Raw genomic sequence first — 26,714 nt, forward strand, 5'->3', positions numbered from 1 at the left:
TAAGAGACGATGTCCATTATTTATTGGACTGAGTCAAGTAACTTGGTCTTGATCTATGCGGCGCAACTGCTGCGGACACCTTCATCGGCGAGAGCAAAATCGACGGCTGCCTGGGCATGGATGGTCGTCGTGTCGAAGCCGGGGAGGATCAATGCATTCGGATCGAGAATGAGGCAGATCTCGGTGCAGCCAAGAATGACGCTATCGGCGCCATCAGCCTTGGCACGCTCGATGATGGCATTCAGCTTCCGACGCGACTCGTCCTTGATGATGCCGGCGCAGAGTTCGTTGAAGATGATGTCGTGCGTCACGGTCCGGTCTTCGGGACCGGGCACCATGACGGAGACACCGCTCTCAGCCATGCGTTCGGCATAAAAGCCGTGTTCCATGGTGTAGCGCGTGGCGAGCAGCAGCGGCTTTACGCTTCCGGCGGCCTTCAACGCCGCGGCAGTTTCGTCGATGATGTGGATGAGCGGCACGGAGATGCGGGCGGCAACTTCCGGCGCGATCAGGTGCATGGTGTTGGTGCAGATGAGCACGCATTCGGCGCCGGCTACCTGCAGGCGATGTGCCACATCACCAAGGCGGGCGGCAGCGTCATCCCAACGACCGGCCTTCTGCAAGGCGACGATCTCGGCGAAATTGACGGAATACATCAGCACTTCGGCGGACGAGAGGCCGCCCAGCTGGTCGCGAACCATTTCGTTGATCTGGCGATAATAGACCGCCGAACTTTCGAAACTCATGCCGCCGATCAGGCCAATGGTGCGCATAATGGTGTTCTCCGCTCTTGAATGTGAATGCAGGAATAGTGCTGCGATTCACGCGCCGTGTGTTTGCAATCTTTGTGATTTTGACAATTCAATCCGCAACGATTTGCGTATTTCCGGAATTTTGTGCAAAATTACGGCGCTCTGATGGGGATTGTTGCACATGCTGGACGAACGTGACCGAAAGATTCTCGAATTTTTGCAGGCCGATGCCGGCATTTCGGTGACCGAGCTTGCCGATCGCGTCGCCCTGTCGGTCTCTGCATGCTCGCGCCGCATCCAGCGGCTGGAGGAGAGCGGCCATATCGCCAGGCGCATCGTCGTGCTTGACCGTGAGAAGATGGGGGTGCCGACCACGGTCTACGCGCTGATCAAGACGGCGCACCATGCCGACGAGTGGATTGAGGCCTTCCGCAAGGCGATCGGTGACGTCCCGGAAATCGTCGAGGCGCATCGGCTCACCGGAAATCACGACTATATTCTGAAGATCGTCTTGCCCCGCGTCGAGCATTATGACGTCATCTACAAGCAGCTCGTGCGCCGGGTCGAATTGTTCGACGTATCGGCGTCGATCTCGATGGAGGAGCTGAAAAGCGGTGCTTCCATTCCTGTCAGCTACGCGCCATAGGCATTTGAGAGCGTGGCAGCCGCAGGGGTGCCATGCATAAAAGATGATTGCCGCCCATCCTCCGCAACTCTACGTTTTGCGGTAACCGTAGATATGAGGTGTCGCCATGCAGGATCATCACGTTGTTGTTGTCGGAGGCGGCTTTGGCGGGTTGCAGCTCGCCAATGATCTGAAGGGCGCACCTGTCCGCATCACGCTGATCGACCGGCGCAATCACCATCTTTTCCAGCCGCTTCTCTATCAGGTCGCGACCACTCTGCTTGCCACATCGGAGATCGCCTGGCCGATCCGCAGCTTCTTCAGGGATCGGCCCGAAGTCACGACCCTGCTGGCCGAGGTCGTTGGCGTCGACAGCGAGGCGCATCAGGTGCTTCTGAAGGATGGCCAGAAGATCGACTACGATACACTGGTGCTGGCGACGGGCGCGACACACGCGTATTTCGGCCATGACGAATGGGAGCCCGTAGCACCTGGCCTGAAGACGCTGGAAGATGCCACGACCATTCGCCGGCGCGTCCTTCTGGCCTTCGAACAGGCGGAGCTGGAAACCGAGCCGGCTGTCCGTGAAGCGCTACTGACTTTCGTAATCGTCGGCGCGGGTCCTACAGGGGTGGAGCTTGCCGGTATCATCTCGGAACTGGCAAGGACGACGCTGCCGAAGGAATTCCGCAATATAGACACACGCAAGGCCAGGATCATTCTCGTTGAGGCCGGGCCGCGGGTGCTGGCTGCTTTCGCCGAGGAACTGTCCGACTATGCGCGCAAGGAGCTGGAGGTCCTCGGCGTCGAGCTCCATTTCGGCAAGCCGGTCACTTCATGCAGCGCGGAGGGGGTCGTGATCGGCGATAGCTTCGTGCCATGCCGCACCATCGTCTGGGCGGCGGGTGTGGAGGCATCGCCGGCGGCGAAATGGCTTGACATACCCGCCGATCGCGCTGGTCGCGCCGTTGTCGACAAGGAACTGCGGGCGCCGGGCAAGGACGATATTTTTATCATCGGCGATACGGCATTGGTCCTGCGCGAGGATGGCAGTCCGGTGCCGGGGATCGCTCCGGCCGCCAAGCAGCAGGGAGATTATGTCGCCAGGGTGATCAGGGCGAAGCTGGCCGGCAAGCCGCGCCGGCGCCGTTTCGCTACAAGCATCAGGGCAGCCTCGCGACGATCGGCAAGAGTGCCGCGATCATCGATTTCGGCTGGATCAAATTAAAGGGCTGGCTTGCCTGGTGGGTCTGGGGTCTCGCCCACATCTACTTCCTGATCGGCACCCGCTGGCGCATCGCCGTCGCCTGGAGCTGGCTATGGATCTATATCAGCCGGCAGCACAGCGCCAGACTGATCACGCAAAGGGAAACCATGCGCGAGGATTGAAAAAGGGCAGTCATTATGGCTGCCCTTTCCTTATGAGCTACAACGCGGTGACGGTTATGCCAGCGATGCGATATCGATAACGAAGCGGTAACGAACGTCGCTCTTCAGCACGCGCTCATAGGCTTCGTTGACCTGATCGATATTGATCACCTCGATCTCCGAGGCAATGTCGTGCTTGCCGCAGAAATCCAGCATTTCCTGGGTTTCCTTGATCGAGCCGATCATCGAGCCCGAGAGGCTGCGACGGCCGGGGATCAGCGAGAAGGCATGGACCGGGACCGGATGCTCAGGCGCACCGACCACGACCATGCTGCCGTCGACCTTCAAGAGGCCAAGATAGGCATTCCAGTCGAGTGCAATGCCGACCGTCATGATGAGCAGGTCGAAGGTACCGGCGAGCGTCGTGAAGGTCTCGGCGTCGCTGGTGGCATAATAGTGGTCAGCGCCGAGACGCAGACCGTCTTCCTTCTTGGAAAGCGACTGGCTGAGAACGGTGACTTCGGCACCCATCGCATGAGCGATCTTGACGCCCATGTGACCGAGGCCGCCCATGCCAACGATTGCGACCTTCTTGCCGGGACCCGCCTTCCAGTGGTGCAGCGGCGAGTAAAGCGTAATGCCGGCGCAGAGCAGCGGTGCAGCAGCGTCGAGCGGGATATTTTCGGGGATCGAGAGGACGTAGCCTTCCTTGACGACGATCGAATCCGAATAGCCGCCATAGGTTGGCGTCGTGCCATCGGCTTCGAAGTCGTTGTAGGTCTGGACGACGCCCGGCATGTAGTGTTCCAGGTCGAGATCGCGAGTGGCGCAGGTCGTGCAGGAATTGACGAAGCAGCCGACGCCGACGCGGTCGCCGACCTTGAACTTGCTCACCTTCGAGCCGACGGCGCTGACGATGCCGGCGATCTCATGACCCGGTACCATCGGATATTTTGCATTGCCCCATTCGTTGCGGGCCTGGTGAATGTCGGAATGGCAGATGCCGGAGAACTTGATCTCGATGACGACGTCGTCCTCATTCGGCTCGCGGCGTTCGAAGGTGAACGGCGTGAGCGGCTTGGACGCGTCGGTGGCGGCATAACCCTTTGCGATAGGCATGGGAGACTTCCTTGTTTTCGGAGGAGGTGGGAGTGGAATTGGGATGGCCGACTATGCATCGGGAAGGGGCCGCAGCGTTAGAGCGATCCTGCAAGCTTTATGTACGATCCTGCGAATCTAAATGCGCGGCCGCTCTTTCACAGCGGACTTCCGTTACCTAGATAGGCCTTGATATCTACTCGAAAACAGTTGGTTGCGAATGACACTGCCTTTCAATCCAAATCAGGAACTCGCATCCATCATTGCCCGTTTCGCCACAGGAGAGGGGGAACATCGTACGCCGATCGATGGTCTCAACCTGTATCGGCAATCGGCTGCTACGGTTTGGCAGCACGGGGCTTATCGGCCCTGCTACGCGATTGTCGTTCAGGGGCGGAAGACCCTGACTGTTGGCACCGATACCTACCACTACGGTGTCGGCGAGTATATTTTGACTGCCCTCGATCTGCCCGTATCGACTCAGGTGACCAATGTCGGCAGTGACACGCCGTATCTCTGTTTCGGCATGGCGCTGGACAGCGAGCGCCTGAAGGAACTTCTGTCACGCGTCAACATTCCAAGCCAGGCGGTGACGGCCGAGCCTTTGCGTGGCCTCGCGATCAATACGGCTTCGCCGGAATTGCTCGATGCGTCGTTGCGGCTTCTCAGGTTGCTCGATCGGCCCGAGGATATTCCGGCCATGGCGCCACTGATCGAGCAGGAGATCCTTTATCGCCTGTTGACCGGCCCGAACGGTCCGCGGCTGCTGCAGGTCGCCATGGCGGAAAGCCAGAGCAACCGGGTGGCGCGCGCCATTGCCTGGCTTCGCGGCAATTTCGAACAGCCTCTGCGCATCGACGAACTGGCCGAGCGCATCGGCATGAGCGTTTCCTCCCTGCATCATCATTTCAAGGCCGTCACGGCCATGTCGCCAATGCAGTATCAGAAGCAGCTCCGGCTGCATGAGGCGCGGCGCCTGATGATCGTCGAGCAGCTCGATGTGGGTTCGGCTGGCCATCGTGTCGGCTATCAGAGCCCTTCGCAATTCAGCCGTGAATATAGCCGCCTCTACGGCCTGCCGCCGCTCAGGGATGTCGAGGCGATGCGCAACAATGCTGTCGCTGCCGAATAGGCTTAACTGATGGGCGCGTGGCAATCGCCGCCGTTCCAGGTGAAGCTCGGAACGGCGTCTTGCGGCCCCCACAGGCCTTCGAAACGATCATATTCGGCATCGAACCTTATCGTCAGTGAACCCATTCCATATTTGTCGAACCAGCGCAGGGTTCGTTTCCTGCCGTGCGCCGTTCCGATTTCGGAGAGAGCGCCGATCGTCGTATTGCCATCGTCTTGGAAACGATAGGTGCCGGCGATATGGCTCTGCGTGTCAACCTGTAATGATGTTTCGACATCCACCAGCGATCCGGCGGAGAGGAGCTTGCCGCAATAGTGCCCAGCCGGACCGGCAGCAGGTTTCGCCGCCGAGGCCTCTGCTGTTGGCAGCGCAAGCACGGTCGTCGCGAACCATATGCCTATGACACGGGCAAGCATTCCTCGTTTGCCCTTGCCGAGATGAACCGGTGCGGAGGCAAGAGGTATGGTGGAAAGGTGCGTCAATGCGGCGTTCATCACCCAGGTCCTGATGAAGAGATATCTATGCCGGCAAGCTCTAGCCGTCGTGTGCCTGCCATGACAAGCGCGCTCCGATTTTTTGGCGCAGTGCAGCAACGAATTTCGCTTGACGCCTGCTTCGGGGTGCTGCATAACGCGCCACGAACCGTACCGTACGGTACGCATTTGGGAGTGGCCATCGTGCTGAGCGAAGTAGGACAGTCGAGCGAGTTTTCGCCGCGCCAGAACGCCGTTCTGGAGCAGGCGTTGCGTCTGCTCGTTGACGGCGGCGAAAAGGCGCTGACGACCTCGGGCGTTGCCCGCGCCGCCAATTGTTCTAAGGAAAGCCTCTATAAGTGGTTCGGCGACCGTGACGGGCTGCTGTCGGCAATGATCGCCTATCAGGCAAGCAAGGTTCGCACCTTCGAGCGTAACGGCGAGCGGCTGAATACGGCCAGCCTGCACGACCATCTCGTCATTTTCGCGCGCGACCTGCTGGAAGTTTTGGCCGGCGACGTTTCGCTCGCGCTGAACCGTCTGGCTATCGGTCAGTCGAACCGCGATGGCTCGAAGCTCGGCAAGCTTTTGCTGGAGCGCGGCCGCCGGCAGATCGACCGCCGCGCCAGTGGCCTGATCGATGCCGGCAAGCGGGCAGGGCTGCTGCGCTTTGCGGATGCCGATGAGGCATATCACACGCTTTACGGGCTCATCGTTTCCGATCTGCATGTTCGCATGCTGCTCGGCGAGCCCGGTTTGAAGGATTCCAGTCGTCAGGCTGAGAAGGCTGTTACGGCCTTCCTCAGGCTTTACGGTACGGAAAAGGTTTTGGCGGAAGCAGCGGCGACCGTCTGAGACATCTAACTTATACCCAGACAAGCAAAGGGAAGGACAAACAATGCGCGTCTATTACGATCGTGATGCCGATCTCAACCTCATCAAGTCGAAGAAGGTCGCCGTCATCGGCTACGGTTCCCAGGGCCGCGCTCATGCGCTGAACCTGAAGGACAGCGGCGCTCAGAACGTTGCGATCGCGCTCAAGGCCGGCTCGCCGACCGTGAAGAAGGCCGAAGCCGATGGCTTCAAGGTCATGACGGTTGCCGAAGCAGCTGCCTGGGCCGACCTGATGATGATGGCAACCCCGGACGAATTGCAGGCCGACATCTACAAGGCCGACATCGCTCCGAACATCCGCGACGGCGCTGCTATCGCCTTTGCTCACGGCCTCAACGTTCACTTCGGCCTCATCGAGCCGAAGGCTTCGGTCGACGTCGTCATGATCGCTCCGAAGGGCCCGGGCCACACGGTTCGCGGCGAATACCAGAAGGGCGGCGGCGTTCCCTGCCTCGTTGCCGTTCACCAGAACGCCTCGGGCAATGCGCTTGAACTCGCTCTCTCCTACGCTTGCGGCGTTGGCGGCGGTCGTTCGGGCATCATTGAAACCAACTTCCGCGAAGAGTGCGAAACCGACCTCTTCGGCGAACAGGTCGTTCTGTGCGGCGGTCTCGTCGAGCTGATCCGCGCTGGTTTCGAAACGCTGGTCGAAGCCGGTTACGCACCGGAAATGGCCTATTTCGAGTGCCTGCATGAAGTAAAGCTCATCGTCGACCTGATCTATGAAGGCGGCATCGCCAACATGAACTACTCGATCTCCAACACCGCTGAATGGGGCGAATACGTCTCCGGTCCGCGCATCATCACCGCCGAAACCAAGGCTGAAATGAAGCGCGTCCTCAAGGACATTCAGACCGGCAAGTTCACCTCGGACTGGATGCAGGAATACCGTTCGGGCGCTGCCCGCTTCAAGGGTATCCGCCGCCTGAACGACAGCCACCAGATCGAGGAAGTCGGCGCCAAGCTGCGCGGCATGATGCCCTGGATCGGCAAGAACAAGCTGGTCGACAAGGCCGTCAACTAAGCTTTTCGGCGAGAGCCGGAACGGAGGGCCGGGGCATTGCTCCGGCCTTTTTCTATTTTCGGGCTGTCACGTAAAGCCATTTCGTCGGCTTGCCGTCGAAGCCGCCGCCATCTGCTTCGGTCATCGCTATGTCTTTCCATCCGCCTTCGCTGAGGAGAGCCGTCAGCCATTCGGCCGAGGGATAGTTGTAGTAGCGGCCGAGCGTGTCGTGCCCTTCTGCATCGCCGGCCTTGAAACTGCTGTGGAAGATGCCGCCGTCCTTCAGGGCACGTAGAATCCGGTCGATGATGTTTGCGAGATCGGATCGCGGTACGTGAAGGAGACTGGCCTCCGCCCATATGCCGTCAAAGGCAGCACTGGCGTCGAGCGTCTCGAACCGCATGATCCTGACGGGTCTGCCGATCAGCTTTTCAGCTTCACCCGCGAGTTCCGCCGAACCATCCGTCGGGGTGATATCGAAGCCGCGCGACAGCATGTAGGCCGCATCCTGACCTGCTCCGCAGCCCAGTTCCAGGATGGATGCACCAGCGGGAAGGGCGGCAAGAAAGGCATCGAGCCGGCTTGTCGGGAGGTTGCGTTCGCGTGCCGCATAGATGCTGGCATTGTCGGCGTAGAACGATGATGTCGGGTCGGTGCTCATGATTTCTTTATGTCTCGGCTACTGGGTTCAGAGGCCCATCCCTATCAGGAAAAATTGCGATTCTCAGAGGCAATGAAAACAAATTAGGTCAGCATTGTTGACTTATCTTTTATTGCGTGATCTTGTGCTGGAAAGACCAAAAATTACGAGGAAGCCCCATGTTGAATTGGGAAAATATCTTTGCGACGCGTTCCAGCCGTATGCGCGCCTCCGAAATCCGCGAGTTGCTGAAGCTGCTGGAGCGGCCGGATATCATCTCGTTTGCCGGTGGCATTCCCGACCCTGCATTGTTTCCGGATGCGGAGTTCAAGCAGGCCTATGCCGATATCTTTTCCGGCCCGACCGTCAACGCGGCGCTGCAATATTCGGTCAGCGAAGGCTACAAGCCGCTGCGCGAATGGCTCGTTGGGCAGATGGCGGCCCTCGGCGTTCCCTGCGAACTTGAGAACGTCTTTATCGTCTCCGGCTCGCAGCAGGGTCTCGATTATCTCGGCAAGCTCTTCCTGTCGCCCAACGATACGGCACTGGTGACGGCGCCGACCTATCTCGGCGCGTTGCAGGCATTCAATGCCTATGAGCCGACCTATGACCAGCTGACGCCGAACGGCAACCGGACGCCGGACTCCTACAGCGCCGCTGCCACGAAGGCCGGCGGCAGGGTCAAGTTTGCCTATCTCTCAGCCGATTTCGCCAATCCGACTGGTGAAACGGTCGATCTGGCTGCCCGCGAGAAACTCATCGATCTCGGCGACGAACTCGACATCGCTATCATCGAAGACGCTGCCTATCAGTCTCTGCGCTATGATGGCGAAGCGATCCCGCCGATCCTGGCGCTGGAAATCGCCCGCAAGGGCAATATCAACGATACGCGCACGATCTATTGCGGCAGCTTTTCCAAGACCTTGGCGCCGGGCCTTCGCGTCGGCTTCGTCGTCGCCAATGCGCCTGTTATCCGCAAGCTTGTGCTGATGAAGCAGGCGGCCGACCTGCATTCCTCGACGATCAACCAGATCGCCATCCATCAGGTTGCCGAACGCGGTTTCGACGCGCAGGTTGCCAAGGTCCGCAAGACCTATAGCCACCGTCGCGACTGTATGCTGGCGGCGCTCGCCAAATACATGCCGGACGGGGTCAGCTGGACAAAGCCGCAGGGCGGCATGTTCGTGTGGATCACCCTGCCGAAGGGTATGGATGGCGCCAAGCTGCTGGCAAGATCGCCTGAGACTGCAAGGTTGCCTTCGTTCCCGGTCAAGCCTTTTTTGCCGACGGCACTGGCGCCAATACATTCCGCGTCAGCTTCTCCTGTGCCAATGATGAGATGATCGAAGAGGGCATTTCGCGGCTCGGCAAACTGATTGCTGGAGAGATCGGGGCGTTGGCGGCCTGAGCCGCCACGCCGTTTTCGATTTACTTCGCCAGATGCGGAGCGATCAGAGAAAGGTCGGCCTCGCTGAGACGGTCGCTGGCGGTGTTGCGTTGGTGCCAATAGGGATACATCAGCGGCGGCAGGCTGACATCATCGAGCCGCTTGCGTTCCTCGTCGGTCAGCTTCAGCTCGGCGCTGGCGAGATTATCCTTGAACTGGGCTTTCGTGCGGCCGCCGATGATGACCGAGGTGACGCCCTTGCGGCCGATCAGCCAGGCAAGCGCCACTTGGGCTGCCGAGACGCCGCGGCCATCGGCAATTTCCACCAAAGTGTCGACGATGTTCCAGAGACGGTTCTCGTCGCGGATCGGCGGTTCCGTCCAGCCGGCGAACTGGCGCGTGCCTTCCGGCGTCGCCTGGTTGCGGCGGTGCTTGCCTGACAGCAGGCCGCCGGCAATCGGGCTCCAGACAAGGATGCCGAGGCCCTGGTCGATGCTGATTGGCACCAGCTCGTTTTCCGCGTCGCGGGCTTCCAAAGTGTAGTGGATCTGCTGGCTGACGAAGCGTTCGCGCTTGTCGCGTTCGCTGACGCCGAGCGCCTTCATGATGTGCCAGCCGGAAAAATTCGAGCAACCGATGTAGCGAACCTTGCCCTGGTGAACCAGCGTATCGAGCGCTTCCATCGTCTCTTCCAAGGGAGTCTGGCCGTCCCATTCATGCAGCTGGTAAAGGTCGATGACATCGGTCTTCAGGCGCTTCAGGCTGGCTTCGCAAGCCTGGATCAGATGCTGGCGGGAGGAGCCGGCATCGTTGACGCCGGGACCCATCGGGAAGCGGGCCTTGGTGGCGATAAGCACACCGTTCTTGCGCGGGCCGCCGATGATCTCGCCGAGGATTTCTTCGGAGGCGCCCTGAGAGTAGACGTCTGCCGTGTCGAGCAGGTTGACGCCGGCATCGACGCACATGTCGACAAGCTTCTTGGCGTCCTTGACGCCGAGATCGCCGACAGTCTTGGCCCAGCCAACGCCGCCGAAGGTCATGGTGCCCATGGTGATGGTGGAAACTTTGAGGCCGGAGCGGCCAAGCAGGCGATATTCCATTGATTTCTCCTCCTGGATCCCATCTTGAAATTCGGGTGTCAGGAAATAGCGCTGGGGACGGACGGTCAAGGTCTAATCATCATACCAACGATATCTTCTTCAAATTCAACTGTCACAATCATGTTAAGGCGCGCGTCTAGACAACCCTCCTACAACCCAGCCGAGGACATTTCATGAAGACCTTTGTTTCCGCCTTTACCGGCCTTCTGGCCGTTGCGCTTTTCTCCGGTGCTGCCAACGCCGCCGATCTCGTCCTCTACACCAGCCAGCCGAATGCCGATGCGCAGGCCACCGTCGATGGTTTCATGGCCGCCAATCCCGGTATCAAGGTCGATTGGGTTCGCGATGGCACGCCACAGATCATCGCCAAGTTGCAGGCGGAAATGCAGGCCGGCGCTCCCGCTGCCGACGTTCTCCTGATCGCCGACACGGTGACGCTGGAGCGCCTGAAGGAAGCCGGCAAGCTCTTGGCCTACAAGTCGCCGGAAGCCGCCAACTACGACGCCTCGCTCTATGATGCCGATGGCTATTACTATTCCACCAAGCTGATCACGACCGGCATCGTCTACAACACCGCCGCTTCGCTGAAGCCGGCGAGCTGGCAGGATCTGGTCAAGCCGGAAGCCAAGGGTCTCGTCGCCATGCCGAGCCCGCTTGCTTCGGGCGCTGCTCTCATTCATGCGCAGACGCTTGCCGGTGTCAGCAGCCTCGCTGGGACTACTACAAGAACCTCGCCGACAACGGTGCTATCGCCTCTGGCGGCAACGGCGCCGTGCTCAAGGCCGTCGCTTCCGGCGAGAAGGCCTATGGCATGATCGTCGACTACATGCCGATCCGCGAAAAGGCCAAGGGTGCGCCGCTGGAATTCGTCTTCCCGACCGAAGGCGTTTCGGCCGTGACCGAGCCGGTCGGTATCCTCGCCAGCACACAGCATGCCGATGCTGCCAAGAAATTCGTCGATTATGTCCTGTCCGAAAAGGGCCAGGAAGGCTTCCTGAAGCTCGGCTATATCCCGGCCCGAAACGGCACGCCACTGCCGGAAGGTTTCCCGGCGCGTGACAGCATCAAGCTTTTGCCGTTGAATGCCGCCGATGCTCTCAAGAATACGGATCAGGACCTGAAGACCTTCTCCACCTACTTCAAGTCGAAGTGATCCGGCCCGGATATTAAATGTACGGATATGTGCGTAAGGGAAACAGCCAGCCGGCCTGGCTGTTTCCTTTTGTTGTTGCCGTCGTGCTGCTGCTCAGCGTCCTGCCGCTGGCGCGGTTGGCGATGGTTGGTATCGAGGCGCTGCTGCGAGGCGGCACCTATGAACTCATTACCGATCCTGCCCTTTGGCGCTCGACCTGGTATACGATCGAAACGGCTGTGCTCGGCACGATCATTTCCGTGGCGCTCGGCTGCCTCTTTGCGTTTCTTTTGACCTTGACGGACATGCCGGGCAGGGGACCGCTCGGCTTTCTCTTCATGCTGCCGATGATGATCCCGCCGCAGGTGACCGCACTTGCCTGGGTGCAGATGTCCGGCCCGTCGAGCCCGCTGCTGAAGGCGCTGCATATCGCGCCGCCGCTCGGCTCGCCGCAGCCGCTCTATTCCATCGGCGGCATCGCGCTTCTTTACGGTGTGCAGCATGCGCCGCTGGTCTATCTGGCGCTTCGGGCCGGCTTGATGGCGCTGCCACGCGATGGCGTCGAGGCGGCAAGGCTGTCGGGTGCCTCGGGCCTGCGCGTCTTCCGAGACCATCATCTGCCGCTGTCGCTACCTGGTGTCATCGCCGGCGCCGCCATTGCCTTCGTCTCCTCGATCGGCAATTTCGGTATTCCGGCAATCCTCGGCATTCCCGCCTCGATCTATACGCTCTCGACCCTGATCTTCACGAAATTCTCCAATTTCGGCCCGCGGACCTTCGGGGATATCGCCGTGCTCTCGACCATGATCGCCGTCATCGCCGTTGCCGGCCTCGCGGTGCAGGCGAGAGCGCTAAAAGGGCGGGATTATCGGGTCATCGGCCTTTCCGGCGCGTCAGCGGCCTTTTCGCTCGGTCGATGGCGCTATGTCGCCGTGCCGGGGCTGTGCCTGATCCTGTTCTTCATGCTGGTCGCACCCTTCCTGGCGCTGGTCGCCGGCGCGCTGGTGCCGACGTATGGCGTGCCGCTCACCTTCAAGACGGCATCGCTGAACGCATTTACGGAGATCCTGTTTCGGCAGACGGTGACGCGCACCGCCTTTTCCAATTCGCTGTTCCTGGCCGGCATGACGGCACTTGGTCTCCTGCTGGTGACGGTTCTCGCTGCTTACGCGCTGACGCGGCGGAAAGATATGTTGAGCCGCATCGTCGGCGGCCTGATCGAGATACCCTATGCGCTTCCCGGCATCATCATCGCCGTCTGCTTCATCCTCGTGTTCGCTGCACCCCTGCCAATCCTCAACGTCACGCTTTACGGCACGATCTGGATCATTCTGCTGGCTTATTTCTCGGCCTACTTCGCCGTCAGCCTCAAGCCGGTCATGAGTGCCTTCCTGCAGCTTGACCCGGCGCTGGAAGAGGCCGCCCGCCTTTCGGGCGCCGGTTTCTTCCGCCGGCTTGCCGATATCATCGTGCCGTTGATCGCGCCGGCGGCTGGTGCATCGGTGATCCTCGTCTTCCTCATCGCCTGCAATGAGCTGACTGTTTCGGCGCTGCTCTGGTCGGCCGGCACGCAGACACTCGGCGTCGTCATCTACAATCTCGACGATGGCGGCAGCGCCGATCTTGCCTCCGCCATGTCCGTTATCGTCATTGCGATGGTCGTTACCATGATGCTGTTGCTCGAAATCGTGGCCAAGCGCCTACCGAAGGGAGTGGTGCCGTGGCGAAGCTGATCCTCAACCACCTCTGCAAGGATTTCGGCACGGGCGGTCGCGCCGCCGTCAATGCGCTGTCGCTCGACGTGCGCGAGGGCGGCTTCCTGGCGCTGCTCGGGCCATCCGGTTGCGGCAAGACGACGGTTCTCAGGATGATAGCCGGCTTCGAACAGCCGACGGATGGGTCCATCCATCTCGGCGAGCGGTTACTGGCCGATGCCGCGAACATGCTGCCGCCGGAGCGGCGCAACATGGCGATGGTGTTCCAGTCCTATGCGCTCTGGCCGCACATGAACGTCGCAGACAATGTCGGCTATCCGCTGAAGGTGCGCGGCATCTCCGGCGAGCGCTATCGCGAAAAGGTGCGCGACGCCTTGGCGACGGTGCGTTTGGCTGATTACGCCGAGCGGCGGCCCGCCGATCTCTCCGGTGGCCAGCGCCAGCGGGTGGCGCTTGCGCGCTGCCTGGTGACATCGCCTGATGTCGTGCTGCTCGATGAGCCGCTTGCCAATCTCGACGCCATCTCAAGAAGGAGATGGAGGAGACTTTCCGCGAATTCCATCAGCGCTCGGGCGCCACGATGATCTACGTGACGCACGACCAGAGCGAGGCCATGGCGCTCGCGACCGATGTCGCTGTCATGTCCGAGGGGCGGCTGTTGCAGGTGGCGCCGCCGGCCGAGATCTATGCGCGGCCCGAAGGGCGGATGGTCGGCGGCCTGGTGGGGCAGGGTGCCATCCTGTCGCTTGCCGTTCCCGATGGCCGGCCGCGCCTCCTCGATTGGTCCTTGTTCAAGAAACTGTGGTGCGAGCCGGAGGAAGGCTCGCCGCACGCGGATATTCTCGTGCGACCGGAGAATGTGATCGGCGACGCCGAGGGCATTTCCTGCCGGGTCGATTCCGTTCTCTACGAGGGTGAGCGTTATGCGATACGCCTGTCGCTGCCGGACGGACAGATGCTCAGGGCCTATAGCCGCGAGGCTGTGAAGGCGGGCGATCTCTATCCTGTCGCCGTCCGCTCGGCCTGGCGGCTTTGATCGATCGAGGGATAGACGGTTGTTCGCAGCCGCCTCCTATGCTTGATTTGCTCGACGTCACGAATGGGAGTCGCGTATGTCCGATCAAAGCTTCCCGATTTTCGACCTCGGTGCCTTCGAGGCCGCCAATCCTGCCGAGAAGACGCGGCTTGGCGCGGAGGTGGATCGGATATGCCGCTCGACCGGCTTTCTGGCGATTGCCAATCACGGCGTTGCTGACGGAGTCATTGGCGACGTCTGGAAAAATACGCGGGCGTTCTTCGATCTGCCTGCCGAGGTGAAGCAGCGCGCCAAGACGCTCTATCCCGGCTATCCCTATGGTTACCTTGGGCCCGGCACCGAAGCCCTGGCGAAATCCCGTAACGTCGACACGCCGCCCGATCTCAAGGAGAGTTTCAATGGCGGTCCGCTCGCCGTGCCTGCCGATATGAGCGATCCCGACGCGCTCGGCTTCTGCTACGCCACCACGATCTGGCCGGAGGGGCCTGAAGGCTTCGTAGAGGCATGGAAGGCCTATTACGGAGCGATGGAGGATCTGGCGGCGCGGATCATGCGCGTGTTTGCGACGGCGCTCGGTCTCGACGAGCATTTCTTCGATACCTATGTGGACGCGCCGATCAGTGCGTTGAGAGCGCTGAACTATCCCGAGCAGCATGTGCCGCCGCAGCCGGGCCAGCTCCGTGCTGGCGCCCATACCGATTACGGCAGCCTGACGATCCTGCTGCCGCAACCGGGCTCCAAGGGGCTGGAGATCATCGCCCCGGACGGCAACTGGACGCCGGTGCCGCCGGTGGAGGGCGCCTTCGTCATCAACATTGGCGACCTGATGGCGCTTTGGACCAATGATCGCTGGGTTTCCACCGTGCATCGCGTCGTCAATCCGCCACCGGAAGAAGGCGGCATGCAGCGGCGGCAGTCGCTCGCCTTCTTCCATCAGCCGAACTGGTTTGCCGAGATCGCCTGCCTGCCTTCGTGCCTCAAGTTAGGAGAAGAGCCGAAATATGCGCCTGTTCTTTCCGGCCCCTATCTCATGGGTAAATTCAAATCGACGGTCACTGCCAAGGCCGGATAATGCGAGCGGGATAGGCCCGCTCACAGTCTTCTTCGTAAATTGGAATGCTTCATGTCCCTGCGCCTTGCGACCTTCAACGTCGAAAACCTGCTGACCCGCTTCGATTACACCGGTTTTCGCAACCAACTGCGCCAGGATCGCGTGCTGCAGCTCTTCGATGTCCGCAACGAGAATGTCTATCAGCAGCTGGAAGCGGCTCGTGTGGTTGCTGCCGCCGACGACACAAGGCAGATGACGGCGCTCGCTATTGCCGATGCTGATGCCGACATCATCTGCCTGCAGGAGGTGGACAACATGGCGGCGCTGCAGGCGTTCGAATACGGCTATCTCTACCGCATGGTCGGCAACGGCTATCGGCAGAAATTCCTGATCGAGGGCAATGACAGCCGTGGCATCGATGTCGCCGTAATGATGCGCGAGGAAACGCGTGACGGGCAGCCGATCGTGCTCGATGACATCAAGAGTCACGCCATGGTGACTTATGGCGATTTCGGTCTTTTCAACGACGAGCTGGCAGCGCTCGGCCATCACGCGGAAGACAAGATCTTTAAGCGCGATTGCCTGGAACTGCATCTCCATATCGGCGGCGTGCCGTTCTCGCTCTATGTCGTGCATCTGAAATCGATGGGACCGGCGCGCGAGGGTGTCGATGGCCGCCAGGCGACCATGCCGGTGCGTCGCGCCGAGACGATGGCCGTTCGCCGCATCATCGAAGACCGCTTCGGCGCCGGCCATACGGCAACGAAGAATTTCGCCATCTGCGGCGATATGAACGACTATCAGGAGTGGATCGATGTCATCGGCACGCGCCACACGGGCTATCGCTTCGAGCCGCGGGCGGAGGAAAATGAGAGCGCGCTCGATGTCTTCAGCCAGGACGGCTTTGCCGAAAACATCATGCATCGCCGGGACGAGCTCGACCGCTGGACGCTTTACCATGCGCGCGGGCCGCAGGAGCAGCGGCTCTGCCAGCTCGACTACATCTGGCTGTCTCCGGCTCTGGCCCGTGCTAACGCGACACGCACTCCTGATATCGTCCGCTCCGGCCAACCTTTCCGAACCATATTTCCGCCGGGGCAGGAGGTGGAGCGCTATCCGCGCGTCGGCTGGGACAGGCCGAAAGCCTCCGACCATTGCCCCGTTGTCATGACATTGGATTTGAAATGAGTATTTCAGAATTGCAGAATGATATGGCCGGCTGGCCGCCGGAAAATAGCGTATTTCCCGTCTCTCATATCGATCTTGCCGTGCTGCCCGGCGAGCACCCGTTTCATCTCAGTGAATTGGATGCCGCGCGGGAGAACTGGGCAAGGGAGATCGCCGCCAACCCCGCACTCTTCGACGGCCGCATGATCTTCCAGCACCGGCTTTCGCTTGCCGATGGTGTGGTGAAGGGCGAAGCCTATGTGACGCCGTTTTCCACCTTTCTCTGGTGGCGCAAGCAGAGAGAGCCGGGCGGTTTTCATCTGTTTGCCTTTGCCGTCGCAGTTTCGTCGGACGGCGCGATCATCGCGATCCGCATGGCACCGCATACGGCCAACCCCGGCCAAATCTATTGCGCTGCCGGGTCGATGGATGAACATGACATCGTCGACGGGCATTGCGATGTCGAGGGCAACATGCGGCGCGAGGTCCTGGAGGAAACCGGCCTCGATCTTAACGATGCGGTCGCCGATCCTGACTATTATGGCACGCATGTGAACCGTTCGGTCACCGTTTTCCGCGTTTTCCGCTTTCCCTGGATAGCTGAGGATATGCTGCGGCGGATCGAGGCGCATATGCTGGTCTCGGAAGAGGACGAGGTCGACGGAGTTGTCGCCATTCGATCGGCCGATTCGACAGCGCATCACTATAGTGTGGCGATGCTGCCCATTCTCGCCTGGTTCTTCGGCACGGGAAAATAGCTTGGGCTTGCGCTGGAGTCGCTTGCCGTTATGAATAATTAGGTCTGGAAGCATGGATGGAGGCCGGATTGGCGCGCAGTTACAGTGTCTATGATGTGTTCACCGACAGCAAGCTGGCGGGCAACCCGCTCGCAATCATCTTCGATGCCGATGGTTTGAGCGACGAGGCGATGCAGGCGATCGCCAGGGAAATGAACCTTTCCGAGACAGTGTTCGTGCTGCCGCCGCAGAACCCGGCGCATACCGCCAATCTTAGAATATTCACGCCCGGCCGCGAGTTGCCTTTCGCGGGCCATCCCACCGTCGGAACGGCGATCGCGCTTGCAGAGAAGACCCATGCCAGCCATGGCGGCGATCTCGATCTTGTTTCCGTGCTGGATGAACGCGTCGGACCGGTGCGCTGTGCGATCAGACTGCGCCAGAACAGGGCGAGCTTCGCCGAATTCGATCTGCCGAAGAAATCGCAGCAGATCCTCTTGCCGCTCGACAGGGCAGGTATCGCCAATGCGCTCAGCCTGAAAATCACCGAGATCGGCTTTGAGAATCACGTGCCGTCGATCTGGACCGCCGGCGTGCCCTTCCTTCTGGTGCCCGTGCATGATGTCGGGGCCGCCGAACGGCTGGAATTCGATCTTCAGCTCTGGGAGAAAACGGTTCCCTTTGTCGACGGCGCGCTTGCCTCGGCCTTCGTCTATTGTCGTGGTGGGGTCAATCACGCCGCCAAGTTTCATGCGCGTATGTTCCCTGTCGGAATGGGCATCGTCGAGGACCCGGCGACGGGTGCGGCGGTGGCGGCGCTATCCGGCGCGATCAATCAGTTCGACGGATTGCCCGACGGGCATCATCCCATGATCATCGAGCAGGGCATAGAGATGGGGCGGCCCTCGATGATTCACCTTCACCTTGATGTCGATGGTGGCCAGATCGCAAATGCCAGGATCGGTGGACAAGCGGTGCGTATCGCGTCAGGAATTCTTGAGCTTTGATTTTGCAGGGTTTTCGGCGCTCTGTGAAATTTTTTTGAGAAATAATCAAAGAAAATTCGCTTGGCCGCTGGACAATCAAAGCGATCCTATTTATATGCCCGATCACGCCGCCAGCAAGCGGTACGGGTGATTAGCTCAGTTGGTAGAGCAGCTGACTCTTAATCAGCGGGTCGTAGGTTCGAGCCCTACATCACCCACCAAATTCAACTACTTAGCGCTGATTTGTAAGCCGTCATTTTAAGAGAATGGCGGCTTTTGAATTTCAGATTTCCTTCTCGGAAGCGGACAAGCTCGGCTGCTTCCTGCCCGGCTAGGTAGTGCTCGGGGATGATCGACCCCACGTCGTCTCATACATGAACGGCCATGAACGGCGAGGCGTGCCTCAGGTCGGCACGCGTTATTCAACGAGAAATAATTTGGAACGGAGCAGCGTTGTCTATCCGTGCCGATGTCAGTGAAAGAACCCTACGACGATAAGGGTGAGCGCAATCGCGCCGCTGCATGCTGTCAAAACAGTCAAGACCGAAGTTCTCATCAATTCGCTCCCAAAAAGACATGCCTTCAGAGTGGCTGGGAGCCATGTAGAGTAGAGCAAGCTAATTGTCGCGTGACACGCGGCGTGACACGGGTTTCGGCGGCCGGGGGGAGTGGCGGTGTGCGACCGGTGCTCATCATGAGCTCGCACCTCCACAATATGCCGCAAGCCTGGATACGGTTCGCGCTATGATGGGTTGAAGAAATGCGGGGAAGCTGGACCAGCCGCCAGCGGACGATTTAGCGATCAACTCCTTACTGTGATGGCACCACTCTATGTTCTGTGTGCCAACAGCCGGCTTGCCTATCTCGCCAACCAATTGAACGCAGCTATTTATGAGGCCGTTAATCCCCCGCAGGCCTGGCCTTCAGCGGCACAAGTTCAATGCTTTTTGTGCCCACCTTCCATCAGACTGAATACAAAGATAACCACCAAAAGCAGCATCAGCGTATAATCGAAGGCGGTGAGTAGACGAAGCAGTTCCATGATGTTTCTCCTCCCGAGAGAAAACGGATCAGAACAATTATTAGTATGTTCTTTTGTTCGTTGTATGCCAAGTTTTTTACATCCTGCGGTGCAAAAACAATGTTGTGCGGGGCACAATTAAATACTTGTTTGCAAAGCCTTATCGCGGCCGCCCGGTGGGGTCTGGTTGCAAGGCAAGCGCTTGTTCGCCCCTGGATCTTATTGTCAATAAAATTTATAGAGTATATTTCTTGCGGCTATGGAAATTGCTGTTGTTCGGCGGGCGATGAGCTCATAATGCCGATCAATTTGGAAGGAGTTGGCGATTGACTATTGGCTCTGACCATGAGGCTCGGGAACTGCCTGTTATCGCCATCGTCGGCGGTGGAGTATCCGGCGCGGCTGTCGCCTTCCATCTGCTGCAACACCGGTCTTTACAGCCTGGCCAGTTGTTCATATTCGAGCCGCGGGAGCGTCTGGGGACCGGGCTTGCCTACGACACGCAAGATCCCGCCCATCGCATCAACGTGCCGGCGGCCAAGATGAGTATTCTGCCTGATGACCTTGAGCATTTTCAACGCTGGCTCTTGGAGCGGGACGCATTGGCCGGTGACGAAGTGGCGGTCGCAGCCAATGGCGGGCTCTTTCCGCGCCGCGCTCTTTTCGGCAATTATATCAATAGCATGATACGCCCTTTCGTAGAGGATGGGCGTCTGACCCATGTCCAGCAGGGTGTCGAGCGCATCCGCCGGTGGGATCATCGCTGGGTGGTTACCGGCGATGCAGGGCAGGAGGTGGACGCGGATATTCTCGTCATTGCCACCAGCCATCCATCGCCCCTGCCGCCGCGATTGCTGCAGGATGCGCTTGCCGATCATCCGCGTTTCGTCGCGGATCCGACGAAGCGGGATGTGCTTGCGGCCATCCGCGCCGATGATCGCGTGCTGGTGGTCGGCAACGGATTGACGTCGGCCGATGTCATCGCCTCTCTTGAATTGCGGGGCCACAAAGGCCCCATCACAGCCATATCCCGCAGGGGCTTGCGTTCGCGCGGCCATGCGCCTGTAAAGCAGGAGCTGTTCGGCGATTTCGCCAGTCATCCCTCGCGAACGGCAGTCTCGCTTCTAAGACGCGTGCGTGCTGCCATCCGGGAAGCGGAAGGCGAGGGGCGCAGCTGGCATGGTGTTATCGATCAGGTGCGCGGGCAGGGGCGGCATTTGTGGAATGCCTTGCCGATCGAAGAGCGACGCCGCGTCGTCAGGCACTTGCGGCCTTTCTGGGATGTGCATCGTTTTCGCGTGGCACCGCAGGTGGAGGCAGTCAGCGAGCGGGCGATCGGTACCGGCCGGCTGGAGGTACTGGCCGCCTCGGTGGCTTCTGTTAAGGCGGCTGAAGGCATTATCGATTGCAGGCTTCGCCTCAGCCGCTCGGACCGGACTGTCGAGAGGCAATTCGATGCCGTTGTCGTCACCACCGGCCCCGGTCATCGCGGAATTCTGCAATCGCAGGGTTGGATCGGCGAGTTGGCGGGAGACGGTTGTCTTGCCATGGATCAAGCCGGCTTGGGGCTCGCCTGCGATATGCAATCGCGGGCGCTCGATGCGGATGGCGAGATCGTGCCGTCCTTGTTCATCTCGGGACCCCTGGCGCGCGGAACCTTCGGCGAGCTGATGGGGCTGCCAGAGGTGATCGAGCATGCAGTTCTCGTTGCCGAACAGCTGGCGGGCGCAATTGACGAACACGCGGGTAAGCCACACAAGGCATATTTGGACAGTAGCGCCGCCTAAATCCAAGAAAAGCCGCAAAATCGTTGCTTGGGCGATACATTTGCCTAAATTTACTCATATAAACTATACAATTTGTGAGTTATTGTCTTGTTCGTCGGAGATGGCAGGGTTACTTCGGCAATCCATGATGACAAGATCGGCTGGGTGAGTCTCACTTGAACCCAGGCCGGGTTTCCAACAATTGACTTTGCAGTAAAGCGGATAGCGATGCTTACGAAAAAAGGAAAATACGGATTGAAGGCGCTGGTGGATCTGGCTCGCCTCGCGCCGGGCGAAACCGCGTTCATCAATGATATTGCCCAGCGCAATAACATTCCGAAGAAATTCCTCGATACCATCCTGCTCGAGTTGCGCAATGCCGGCGTGCTTCGCTCCAAGAAGGGGCCAGGCGGTGGCTATTCCCTGTCCCGCCCCTCGTCGGACATCCGCATCGGTCATGTCATTCGCACGCTGGACGGCCCATTGGCGCCGATCCGCTGCGCCAGCCGCACGGCCTATGAAGCCTGCGACGACTGTTCGGATCCGGAGCGCTGTCAGGTGCGGCGCTCCATGACGGAGGTCCGCGATGCCATTGCCGAGATTCTCGATAACATGACGCTGGAACAGTTCGTTGCTGGCGGCGGTTCGGGCATCGAGATCGAGGAGCGGAAAGACTACCGCGCCTCAAACATCGGCTGACCTACCCCGACTATCGTTCAGGGCGATGAACTCTTCGATGGCTTTATGCCGTTGAGATGATAATTGCCGACGACGCTGTATTTCCGGCGCGCTGGGTCGTGCAGCGTGTGAATTCGGGCGTTGCGCCAATGGCGGTCGAGATTGAGGCCGATGCGGGCCGCCGATGTGCCGGCCAGATCAAACAGCGTGTTGGCCGTTTCCATGGCGATCTCCGCCGTCATCGTCTGGGCCGCCGCGACGCAAAGCACGGCGTCGATCACATGATCCTCGGTGAGATTGATCTGGGCGGCATCGATCTTGCTGCCGGCGCGCTCCAAGATCGCTGTCGCCGCTTCAATACGAACGGCAATTTCTCCTATCCTGGTGATGATGAGCGGATCGTCCGCGGCGCGCTTGCACTCGCCGTCTGCCCATGGGTGCGGATGCGTGCGGACAAAGTCGATGGTCGCCGCCAGCGCGGATCGGGCTATGCCGAGATTGATGCCTGCATGGGTGAGCTGGCTCACCGACTCGGTGACTGTGGGATGCCCGGGCTTCTCGCGATGTGACAGAACGGAATCGGCACCAAGATAGACATTATGAAGGATGGTCGTGCCGTTTCCGGAGGTGCGTTGGCCAAAGCCATCCCAGTCATCGATGATCTGGGTGCCCTCGGTGTTCCGCGGAATGATGGCAACGGTGACCTCGCCACTTTCTTCCGTTACAAAAACGGCAATCCAGTCGGAAAACAGCACGCTGGCGGAACGCAGGCTCCGGCCATTGAGGCGATAGCCCGGCCCGTCCGATGTCAGATGCAGATCGTCATGACCCGTTGCGCCCGCATCGTTTTCCGGGAATACGCCGCCAAAACGGTCGCCAATGATGGCTCTCGCGAAAAGCGAAGCCTTCTGCTCCTCGCTGCCGCCGACGCGCACCGCTTCCAGCACATGGAAATGCGTTTGCGGAATCTGCGCGATGGAAGGGTCGGCCTCGGCGAGAATGGCGACGACTTCAGTCAGCACCGAATTGGAAATGTCGATGCCGCCATGTTCCGAGGGCACGGATATTCCGAGCAGGCCGGATTGGGATAGAGCCTCGATTTCGTCATAGGGTAGAACGCGGTTGACGTCGCGATCGCTCGCCTGCTGGGCGAAGTTTGCGGCCAGGGACCGCGCGATATCGAGCGCTTCCTCTTCGCTTTGAATGCGATGCGCGGGCGGCCTGACGCGTTCGTGCAACTGCGAAACAGTCCCCATTCGTCACTCCATCGGCCGATGCTTCTGGCAAGGCAAATCGGTGCCATCTTAATTTCCATGGGTGTCGTGTACAACGGATTTTCTGCGCTTACGCATACCGCGCCGTTGGCCGTGATAGGCATCGAACGAACAAATTGTGAGCACTCGGCGGGATATTGCGCAGTGGTCGGCAAGAGATCCATAGCCACTGGGTGTTTGGCATCATGGCGTGGCCATCTGAGCGGCTGCTATCGTCCGGCTGAAAAGAAAGCACTTGCTAGCGGCGCGTTTTCGCGCTTTCATATACGACTAAATAAGTAGACTATAGCAATAATCCTGTTGCCCTTTTTTACAGGCGTCATTTGGGCAGCCGATTGCGGGCATCTGGTTTCGGACCGGAGTTGGACCCGCGTTAGCATCCTTCAGCAGCGGAATAGAAACCCGATTGAAAGGGATGCGCCGAATTTTGAGAACCGCTGTGGCTTCCGTGCGTTTCATGAACCGCAGCTTGGTGGCTGTCAGGTGCTGAACATCGGAGTTCAGGGTTTCGCAGGCAGTGCAGTGAAAAAGCCCAAGAAAGGCATGATCGACCACCTCTCGCTCCAGGAGTTGATATGACGGTTCAGGGATTATTTTCCGCGAAGGCGGATGTGGCGGGCAGGGGCTATGCGATGCCCCGCATTGCCGTTGTCGGGCGTGGTTTCTCCGGCATGATGATGGCGATCGCGCTGATGAAGACGGTGCGGTTTCCCTTTCATCTGCAGCTGTTCGATCCTAATTCCAGCGTTAGCGGCGGTCAGGCGCTGGCGTCCGGCCATAGCAGCGAAATCCTGAACAGCCGTGTTCGCGATCTTTCCGTCTCGGCGGGCGATCCAGACGATTTCAATCAATGGCTTAGCGCCAATGCGCCCTTCCGCAGCGCGGTTCCGGCAGCGATCCCGGGTTTTCTGCAGATCTTCGTGCCGAAGAGCATTTTCAGCGATTATGTCTATCAGCGATTTTCGGAGGCCTTCTCATCGCGACGGGATGTCACGGTGCAGGTCAGCAGCGAGCTGGTCTTCGGGGTTCGCCGTATTCGCGGCAATCGTTTCGTGGTGGACAGCGACGGGGCCGCGAATGCGCCGTTCGACATGGTCGTACTCGCTACCGGCTACGGCATGACCGACCAGCAATCACCGGCCAGCGACCTGGCGAACATTCCGACGACAGTGCGGGCGCGCCGCCTGGTGTCGCGGCCGCACACGATCCTGCTCGCAGCGGCCTGCGCGTCGTCGACCGGCTTCTGCAGATGCGCGACAATGGCTATACCGGCCAGATCTCCATCGTTTCGCGACGCGGTTTCCTGCCGCAGAGCCATACGCGCAACAATGCCGATCCGGTCTTTCCCGCCGACGAGATGCCCAATCAGCTGAGCGAGATCGTCCGTTTCATTCGCAAGGCTTGCGATGGTGCGGAAGCTAACGGTCAGAGCTGGCAATCGATCATGAACGGTCTGCGCAAGCATGCGCGCTCGCTCTGGCGCTCGCTGCCCGCAGGCCAGAAGCAGCAGTTCAATCGCCATCTTCGCGCGCTCTACGACAGCCATCGCAATAGGCTGCCCGAGGCGCTGCATGTTCGCCTGCAACAGGAGCTGGCCGAAGGCAACACCTTACTCAGGCGTGGCCACCTGATCCGCCGCACGCCGACCGGGTTGGTACTGAGGCCGGCCGGACGACAGGACACCGAGCAGCTCTATGCCGATGACGTGGTCGACTGTCGCTGCCAGTCAGCCGATCTCAGTGTTCCGCTATTGCGGAATCTGATCGAGGCCGGTCTTGCCGTGCCGGACGAACTCGGGCTCGGTCTTGCCGTCGAGGCGACGGGTGCGCTTGAGGTGGACGGCCGCACGACGGAAGGGCTTTTTGCCATCGGCCCGCTCGGGCTCGGCAGTCTTCCGGATATCGACCTGGTGCCGGAGATCGTGACGCAGGCCTATGCGGCCGCCGAAAGCATGGCGGAGCGTTTTCATCCGCAATGCAAGGCGGTGTAGCTGTTTCTTGAATGTCCAGATGAGGTCCGTCATTTCCAAAAGAGATGACGTTTCGGAAGAAAGCGACTTGTGATAAGTTATGTAATAACGTAACAAGAATGCTATTACTGTCGCCCAGGACAAACGAACATCGCCGTTGCCCGCTTCCGCTTTCTATGAGATGAATGCCGCAGATGGTGCTGCCGCCGGAGCAATCCGGCGGGTGGCTGAAAAGGGAACACGGTGCGGATTACACATCAGGGGCCAAAACCGTGGCTGCCCCCGCAACTGTAAGCGGAGAGCGCGTTCGCAGCATGCCACTGGCGTCAAGCCGGGAAGGCGCGAACGAGCTATGACCCGCGAGCCAGGAGACCTGCCATCGACGATATCAACCGCAACGGACGGGGTGTTCCGATGAAAATTCAGTGGTTGGGCGGGGACGCCATTGCGTCCGCTGGCCCTATATTGACTTTGCCTCCGGCGAGATCTCCGGGAGGCACTCCATGGACAATGCAAGAGAAACGACGCACCGGATCACCGTGTGCACCAGCTGCCGTCATGTCGGCAAGCCGTGCCGGCCGGGTCTCGATCTTTTGAAGCATCTGCAGGCGGCCATGGCCCAGGCTGGCGCGCTCTCCGATGATTTCAGCCTTGAAGGCAGCGTCTGCATGGCAGGCTGCGAACGGCCCTGCACGGTCTCCTTTCAGGCGACGGCGAAAGCAACGTACCTCTTCGGTGACATCGAGGACGGTGCGGACATCGGTGCGCTCGTCTCCTTCGCGCAGCTCTATCGCGACCGGCCCGACGGACTGACGCGTGAGAGCGAACGTCCGAGGACGCTTGGGGGCAAGACTTTGGCGCGCATTCCCGCCGCCATCGTCTCGGCCGAGCGTCAGTCGGTATCGCTGCAGTAGGAGGTGACCATGCCGGAAGGAAGCGCAAGACTCGACGCTGAGGGCGTCACCTGGGGTGTCCAAAAAGGCATGCCCATCATCAGCGGTATCACTTTGTCCATTGAAGCCGGTGGTCGATTGGCCATCATCGGCCCAAACGGCGCCGGCAAGTCGACGCTGCTGCGTTGCCTCTATCGCGGTCTCAAACCGCATCGCGGCAGCGTGCGCCTTGATGGCGTCGACCTCTGGTCCCTCGGTCCACGGCAGGCGGCACAGCGCATCGCCGTCGTGCCGCAGGAGACGCCGAGCGATTTTCCCTTCAGCGTGCGGGACGTGGTGCTGATGGGCCGCATTCCGCACCGCAAGGGCATGGCGCGCTGGAGCGAGCGCGATCATGAGGTAACAGTGAATGCGCTTGCGCGCCTGGAGCTGGATAGCCTGGCGTCACGGCAGTTCATTTCGCTTTCCGGCGGCGAGAAGCAGCGGGCGCTGATCGCCCGTGCTTTGGCGCAGGAGCCGGAGCTGATCATTCTCGACGAGCCGACCAACCATCTCGATATCCGTCACCAGCTGGAGATACTCGAGCTGCTGAAAGGTCTTGGCCGGACGATCATCACCACGCTTCACGATATCAATCTGGCCGCCGATTTCGCCACGCATGTCGCCGTGCTCGATTGCGGGCGGCTTACGGGGCATGGCCAGCCTGACGATGTCCTCACCGTGGAACATATTTCTTCCGCATTCCGTGTCGGTGCCAGCCTGCATCAGGCTGATCGCGGCGACAGCAGGCGCTTCTCCTTTTCCCTCAGATAATTCG

General features: G+C 60.0%; 20 protein-coding genes, 1 tRNA gene, 5 pseudogenes and 1 riboswitch. Of the genes and pseudogenes, 19 read left to right on the forward strand and 7 right to left on the reverse strand.

From position 1 onward, the window contains the following. Positions 1 to 53 precede the first annotated feature (53 nt). The gene (locus BSK43_RS19175) at positions 54 to 773 is read right to left on the reverse strand and encodes an aspartate/glutamate racemase family protein (protein ID WP_077468923.1); all 720 of its coding nucleotides are present in this window, start codon (positions 771 to 773) and stop codon (positions 54 to 56) included. A gap of 160 nt (positions 774 to 933) precedes the next feature. On the opposite strand from BSK43_RS19175, the gene BSK43_RS19180 reads away from it, so the two are divergent. Together BSK43_RS19180 and BSK43_RS19185 are read left to right on the forward strand one after the other, a co-directional pair. Beyond that, positions 934 to 1,398 carry an Lrp/AsnC family transcriptional regulator gene (locus BSK43_RS19180; RefSeq protein ID WP_077468921.1) on the forward strand — a complete coding sequence of 155 codons (465 nt, stop codon included), beginning with the start codon at positions 934 to 936 and terminating at the stop codon, positions 1,396 to 1,398. A gap of 106 nt (positions 1,399 to 1,504) precedes the next feature. Beyond that, positions 1,505 to 2,766, forward strand: a pseudogene (locus BSK43_RS19185) (NAD(P)/FAD-dependent oxidoreductase). A 54-nt stretch (positions 2,767 to 2,820) separates the two neighbouring features. On the opposite strand, the gene BSK43_RS19190 reads toward BSK43_RS19185, so the two are convergent. Further along, positions 2,821 to 3,864 carry an NAD(P)-dependent alcohol dehydrogenase gene (locus BSK43_RS19190; RefSeq protein ID WP_077468919.1) on the reverse strand — a complete coding sequence of 348 codons (1,044 nt, stop codon included), beginning with the start codon at positions 3,862 to 3,864 and terminating at the stop codon, positions 2,821 to 2,823. 199 nt (positions 3,865 to 4,063) lie between these two features. Here BSK43_RS19190 and BSK43_RS19195 point away from each other — a divergent pair, with 199 nt between their 5' ends. Beyond that, the gene (locus tag BSK43_RS19195; protein WP_077468918.1) at positions 4,064 to 4,975 is read left to right on the forward strand and encodes an AraC family transcriptional regulator; all 912 of its coding nucleotides are present in this window, start codon (positions 4,064 to 4,066) and stop codon (positions 4,973 to 4,975) included. A gap of 2 nt (positions 4,976 to 4,977) precedes the next feature. On the opposite strand, the gene BSK43_RS19200 is transcribed toward BSK43_RS19195, so the two are convergent. Further along, positions 4,978 to 5,469: a hypothetical protein gene (locus BSK43_RS19200; protein WP_136687108.1), complete on the reverse strand. Its 492-nt coding sequence runs from the start codon at positions 5,467 to 5,469 to the stop codon at positions 4,978 to 4,980. 183 nt (positions 5,470 to 5,652) lie between these two features. On the opposite strand from BSK43_RS19200, the gene BSK43_RS19205 reads away from it, so the two are divergent. Together BSK43_RS19205 and ilvC are read left to right on the forward strand one after the other, a co-directional pair. Then, the gene (locus BSK43_RS19205; RefSeq protein WP_077469369.1) at positions 5,653 to 6,303 is read left to right on the forward strand and encodes a TetR/AcrR family transcriptional regulator C-terminal domain-containing protein; all 651 of its coding nucleotides are present in this window, start codon (positions 5,653 to 5,655) and stop codon (positions 6,301 to 6,303) included. A 43-nt stretch (positions 6,304 to 6,346) separates the two neighbouring features. Continuing rightward, on the forward strand, positions 6,347 to 7,366 hold the full coding sequence (gene ilvC, locus BSK43_RS19210) for a ketol-acid reductoisomerase (protein WP_068398665.1): 1,020 nt from the start codon (positions 6,347 to 6,349) through the stop codon (positions 7,364 to 7,366). Between the two features lie 52 nt (positions 7,367 to 7,418). Here the strand turns inward: ilvC and BSK43_RS19215 are convergent, their stop codons facing one another. Beyond that, the gene (locus BSK43_RS19215) at positions 7,419 to 8,006 is read right to left on the reverse strand and encodes a class I SAM-dependent methyltransferase (protein ID WP_077468917.1); all 588 of its coding nucleotides are present in this window, start codon (positions 8,004 to 8,006) and stop codon (positions 7,419 to 7,421) included. A 158-nt stretch (positions 8,007 to 8,164) separates the two neighbouring features. Here BSK43_RS19215 and BSK43_RS19220 point away from each other — a divergent pair. After that, positions 8,165 to 9,393: pseudogene (locus BSK43_RS19220) on the forward strand (PLP-dependent aminotransferase family protein). Positions 9,394 to 9,413: 20 nt separating this feature from the next. On the opposite strand, the gene BSK43_RS19225 reads toward BSK43_RS19220, so the two are convergent. Next, a complete protein-coding gene (locus BSK43_RS19225) occupies positions 9,414 to 10,472 on the reverse strand; it encodes an aldo/keto reductase (protein WP_077468915.1) in 1,059 nt (352 codons plus the stop codon). Between the two features lie 173 nt (positions 10,473 to 10,645). On the opposite strand from BSK43_RS19225, the pseudogene BSK43_RS19230 reads away from it, so the two are divergent. The 10 genes and pseudogenes from BSK43_RS19230 to BSK43_RS19275 all read left to right on the forward strand — a co-directional run bounded on the left by BSK43_RS19230 (position 10,646) and on the right by BSK43_RS19275 (position 21,782). After that, positions 10,646 to 11,625: pseudogene (locus BSK43_RS19230) on the forward strand (ABC transporter substrate-binding protein). A gap of 17 nt (positions 11,626 to 11,642) precedes the next feature. Further along, positions 11,643 to 13,337 (forward strand): iron ABC transporter permease, encoded by a 1,695-nt coding sequence (locus tag BSK43_RS19235; RefSeq protein WP_136687110.1) that lies wholly within the window; start codon positions 11,643 to 11,645, stop codon positions 13,335 to 13,337. Then, positions 13,325 to 14,355, forward strand: a pseudogene (locus tag BSK43_RS19240) (ABC transporter ATP-binding protein). Before BSK43_RS19235 ends, BSK43_RS19240 begins: the two are co-directional and overlap by 13 nt. Before the next feature lie 76 nt (positions 14,356 to 14,431). Continuing rightward, positions 14,432 to 15,427, forward strand: coding sequence for a 2OG-Fe(II) oxygenase family protein (locus BSK43_RS19245; protein WP_077468912.1), 996 nt, complete (start codon positions 14,432 to 14,434; stop codon positions 15,425 to 15,427). A gap of 51 nt (positions 15,428 to 15,478) precedes the next feature. After that, positions 15,479 to 16,594 (forward strand): endonuclease/exonuclease/phosphatase family protein, encoded by a 1,116-nt coding sequence (locus BSK43_RS19250; protein WP_077468910.1) that lies wholly within the window; start codon positions 15,479 to 15,481, stop codon positions 16,592 to 16,594. Beyond that, a complete protein-coding gene (locus tag BSK43_RS19255) occupies positions 16,591 to 17,331 on the forward strand; it encodes an NUDIX hydrolase (protein ID WP_077468908.1) in 741 nt (246 codons plus the stop codon). Before BSK43_RS19250 ends, BSK43_RS19255 begins: the two co-directional genes overlap by 4 nt. A 68-nt stretch (positions 17,332 to 17,399) precedes the next feature. Next, entirely contained in the window at positions 17,400 to 18,317 is a 918-nt protein-coding gene (locus BSK43_RS19260; RefSeq protein ID WP_169055430.1) for a PhzF family phenazine biosynthesis protein, read from the forward strand. A gap of 124 nt (positions 18,318 to 18,441) precedes the next feature. Next, a tRNA-Lys gene (locus BSK43_RS19265) sits at positions 18,442 to 18,517 on the forward strand. Positions 18,518 to 19,643: 1,126 nt separating this feature from the next. Next, complete coding sequence (locus BSK43_RS19270) at positions 19,644 to 21,104, forward strand: FAD/NAD(P)-binding protein (protein WP_136687111.1); 1,461 nt, start codon at positions 19,644 to 19,646, stop codon at positions 21,102 to 21,104. Positions 21,105 to 21,311: 207 nt separating this feature from the next. Further along, entirely contained in the window at positions 21,312 to 21,782 is a 471-nt protein-coding gene (locus BSK43_RS19275) for an Rrf2 family transcriptional regulator (protein WP_077468905.1), read from the forward strand. A 17-nt stretch (positions 21,783 to 21,799) separates the two neighbouring features. Here the strand turns inward: BSK43_RS19275 and BSK43_RS19280 are convergent, their stop codons facing one another. After that, entirely contained in the window at positions 21,800 to 23,017 is a 1,218-nt protein-coding gene (locus tag BSK43_RS19280) for an SfnB family sulfur acquisition oxidoreductase (RefSeq protein WP_077468903.1), read from the reverse strand. Positions 23,018 to 23,305: 288 nt separating this feature from the next. Further along, positions 23,306 to 23,590: a hypothetical protein gene (locus BSK43_RS19285; protein WP_136687113.1), complete on the reverse strand. Its 285-nt coding sequence runs from the start codon at positions 23,588 to 23,590 to the stop codon at positions 23,306 to 23,308. Positions 23,591 to 23,610: 20 nt separating this feature from the next. On the opposite strand from BSK43_RS19285, the pseudogene BSK43_RS19290 reads away from it, so the two are divergent. The 3 genes and pseudogenes from BSK43_RS19290 to BSK43_RS19300 all read left to right on the forward strand — a co-directional run bounded on the left by BSK43_RS19290 (position 23,611) and on the right by BSK43_RS19300 (position 26,710). Further along, positions 23,611 to 25,025: pseudogene (locus BSK43_RS19290) on the forward strand (FAD/NAD(P)-binding protein). A 157-nt stretch (positions 25,026 to 25,182) separates the two neighbouring features. Further along, positions 25,183 to 25,400, forward strand: a riboswitch (cobalamin riboswitch). Between the two features lie 107 nt (positions 25,401 to 25,507). After that, positions 25,508 to 25,918 carry a DUF1636 domain-containing protein gene (locus BSK43_RS19295; protein WP_077468898.1) on the forward strand — a complete coding sequence of 137 codons (411 nt, stop codon included), beginning with the start codon at positions 25,508 to 25,510 and terminating at the stop codon, positions 25,916 to 25,918. Between the two features lie 9 nt (positions 25,919 to 25,927). Beyond that, entirely contained in the window at positions 25,928 to 26,710 is a 783-nt protein-coding gene (locus BSK43_RS19300; protein ID WP_077468896.1) for an ABC transporter ATP-binding protein, read from the forward strand. Positions 26,711 to 26,714: the final 4 nt, after the last annotated feature.

Origin of the sequence: Rhizobium sp. P44RR-XXIV, from assembly GCF_001999485.2 — a bacterium.
Taxonomy (GTDB): Bacteria; Pseudomonadota; Alphaproteobacteria; order Rhizobiales; family Rhizobiaceae; genus Rhizobium.

Bases quoted from the DNA above. Each gene is read 5' to 3' on its own strand.
- BSK43_RS19175 (WP_077468923.1), bottom strand. From the start codon at position 773: ATGCGCACCATTGGCCTGATCGGCGGCATGAGTTTCGAAAGTTCGGCG.
- BSK43_RS19180 (WP_077468921.1), top strand. From the start codon at position 934: ATGCTGGACGAACGTGACCGAAAGATTCTCGAATTTTTGCAGGCCGAT.
- BSK43_RS19190 (WP_077468919.1), bottom strand. From the start codon at position 3,864: ATGCCTATCGCAAAGGGTTATGCCGCCACCGACGCGTCCAAGCCGCTC.
- BSK43_RS19195 (WP_077468918.1), top strand. From the start codon at position 4,064: ATGACACTGCCTTTCAATCCAAATCAGGAACTCGCATCCATCATTGCC.
- BSK43_RS19200 (WP_136687108.1), bottom strand. From the start codon at position 5,469: ATGAACGCCGCATTGACGCACCTTTCCACCATACCTCTTGCCTCCGCA.
- ilvC (WP_068398665.1), top strand. From the start codon at position 6,347: ATGCGCGTCTATTACGATCGTGATGCCGATCTCAACCTCATCAAGTCG.
- BSK43_RS19215 (WP_077468917.1), bottom strand. From the start codon at position 8,006: ATGAGCACCGACCCGACATCATCGTTCTACGCCGACAATGCCAGCATC.
- BSK43_RS19225 (WP_077468915.1), bottom strand. From the start codon at position 10,472: ATGGAATATCGCCTGCTTGGCCGCTCCGGCCTCAAAGTTTCCACCATC.
- BSK43_RS19235 (WP_136687110.1), top strand. From the start codon at position 11,643: ATGTACGGATATGTGCGTAAGGGAAACAGCCAGCCGGCCTGGCTGTTT.
- BSK43_RS19245 (WP_077468912.1), top strand. From the start codon at position 14,432: ATGTCCGATCAAAGCTTCCCGATTTTCGACCTCGGTGCCTTCGAGGCC.
- BSK43_RS19250 (WP_077468910.1), top strand. From the start codon at position 15,479: ATGTCCCTGCGCCTTGCGACCTTCAACGTCGAAAACCTGCTGACCCGC.
- BSK43_RS19255 (WP_077468908.1), top strand. From the start codon at position 16,591: ATGAGTATTTCAGAATTGCAGAATGATATGGCCGGCTGGCCGCCGGAA.
- BSK43_RS19275 (WP_077468905.1), top strand. From the start codon at position 21,312: ATGCTTACGAAAAAAGGAAAATACGGATTGAAGGCGCTGGTGGATCTG.
- BSK43_RS19280 (WP_077468903.1), bottom strand. From the start codon at position 23,017: ATGGGGACTGTTTCGCAGTTGCACGAACGCGTCAGGCCGCCCGCGCAT.
- BSK43_RS19295 (WP_077468898.1), top strand. From the start codon at position 25,508: ATGGACAATGCAAGAGAAACGACGCACCGGATCACCGTGTGCACCAGC.
- BSK43_RS19300 (WP_077468896.1), top strand. From the start codon at position 25,928: ATGCCGGAAGGAAGCGCAAGACTCGACGCTGAGGGCGTCACCTGGGGT.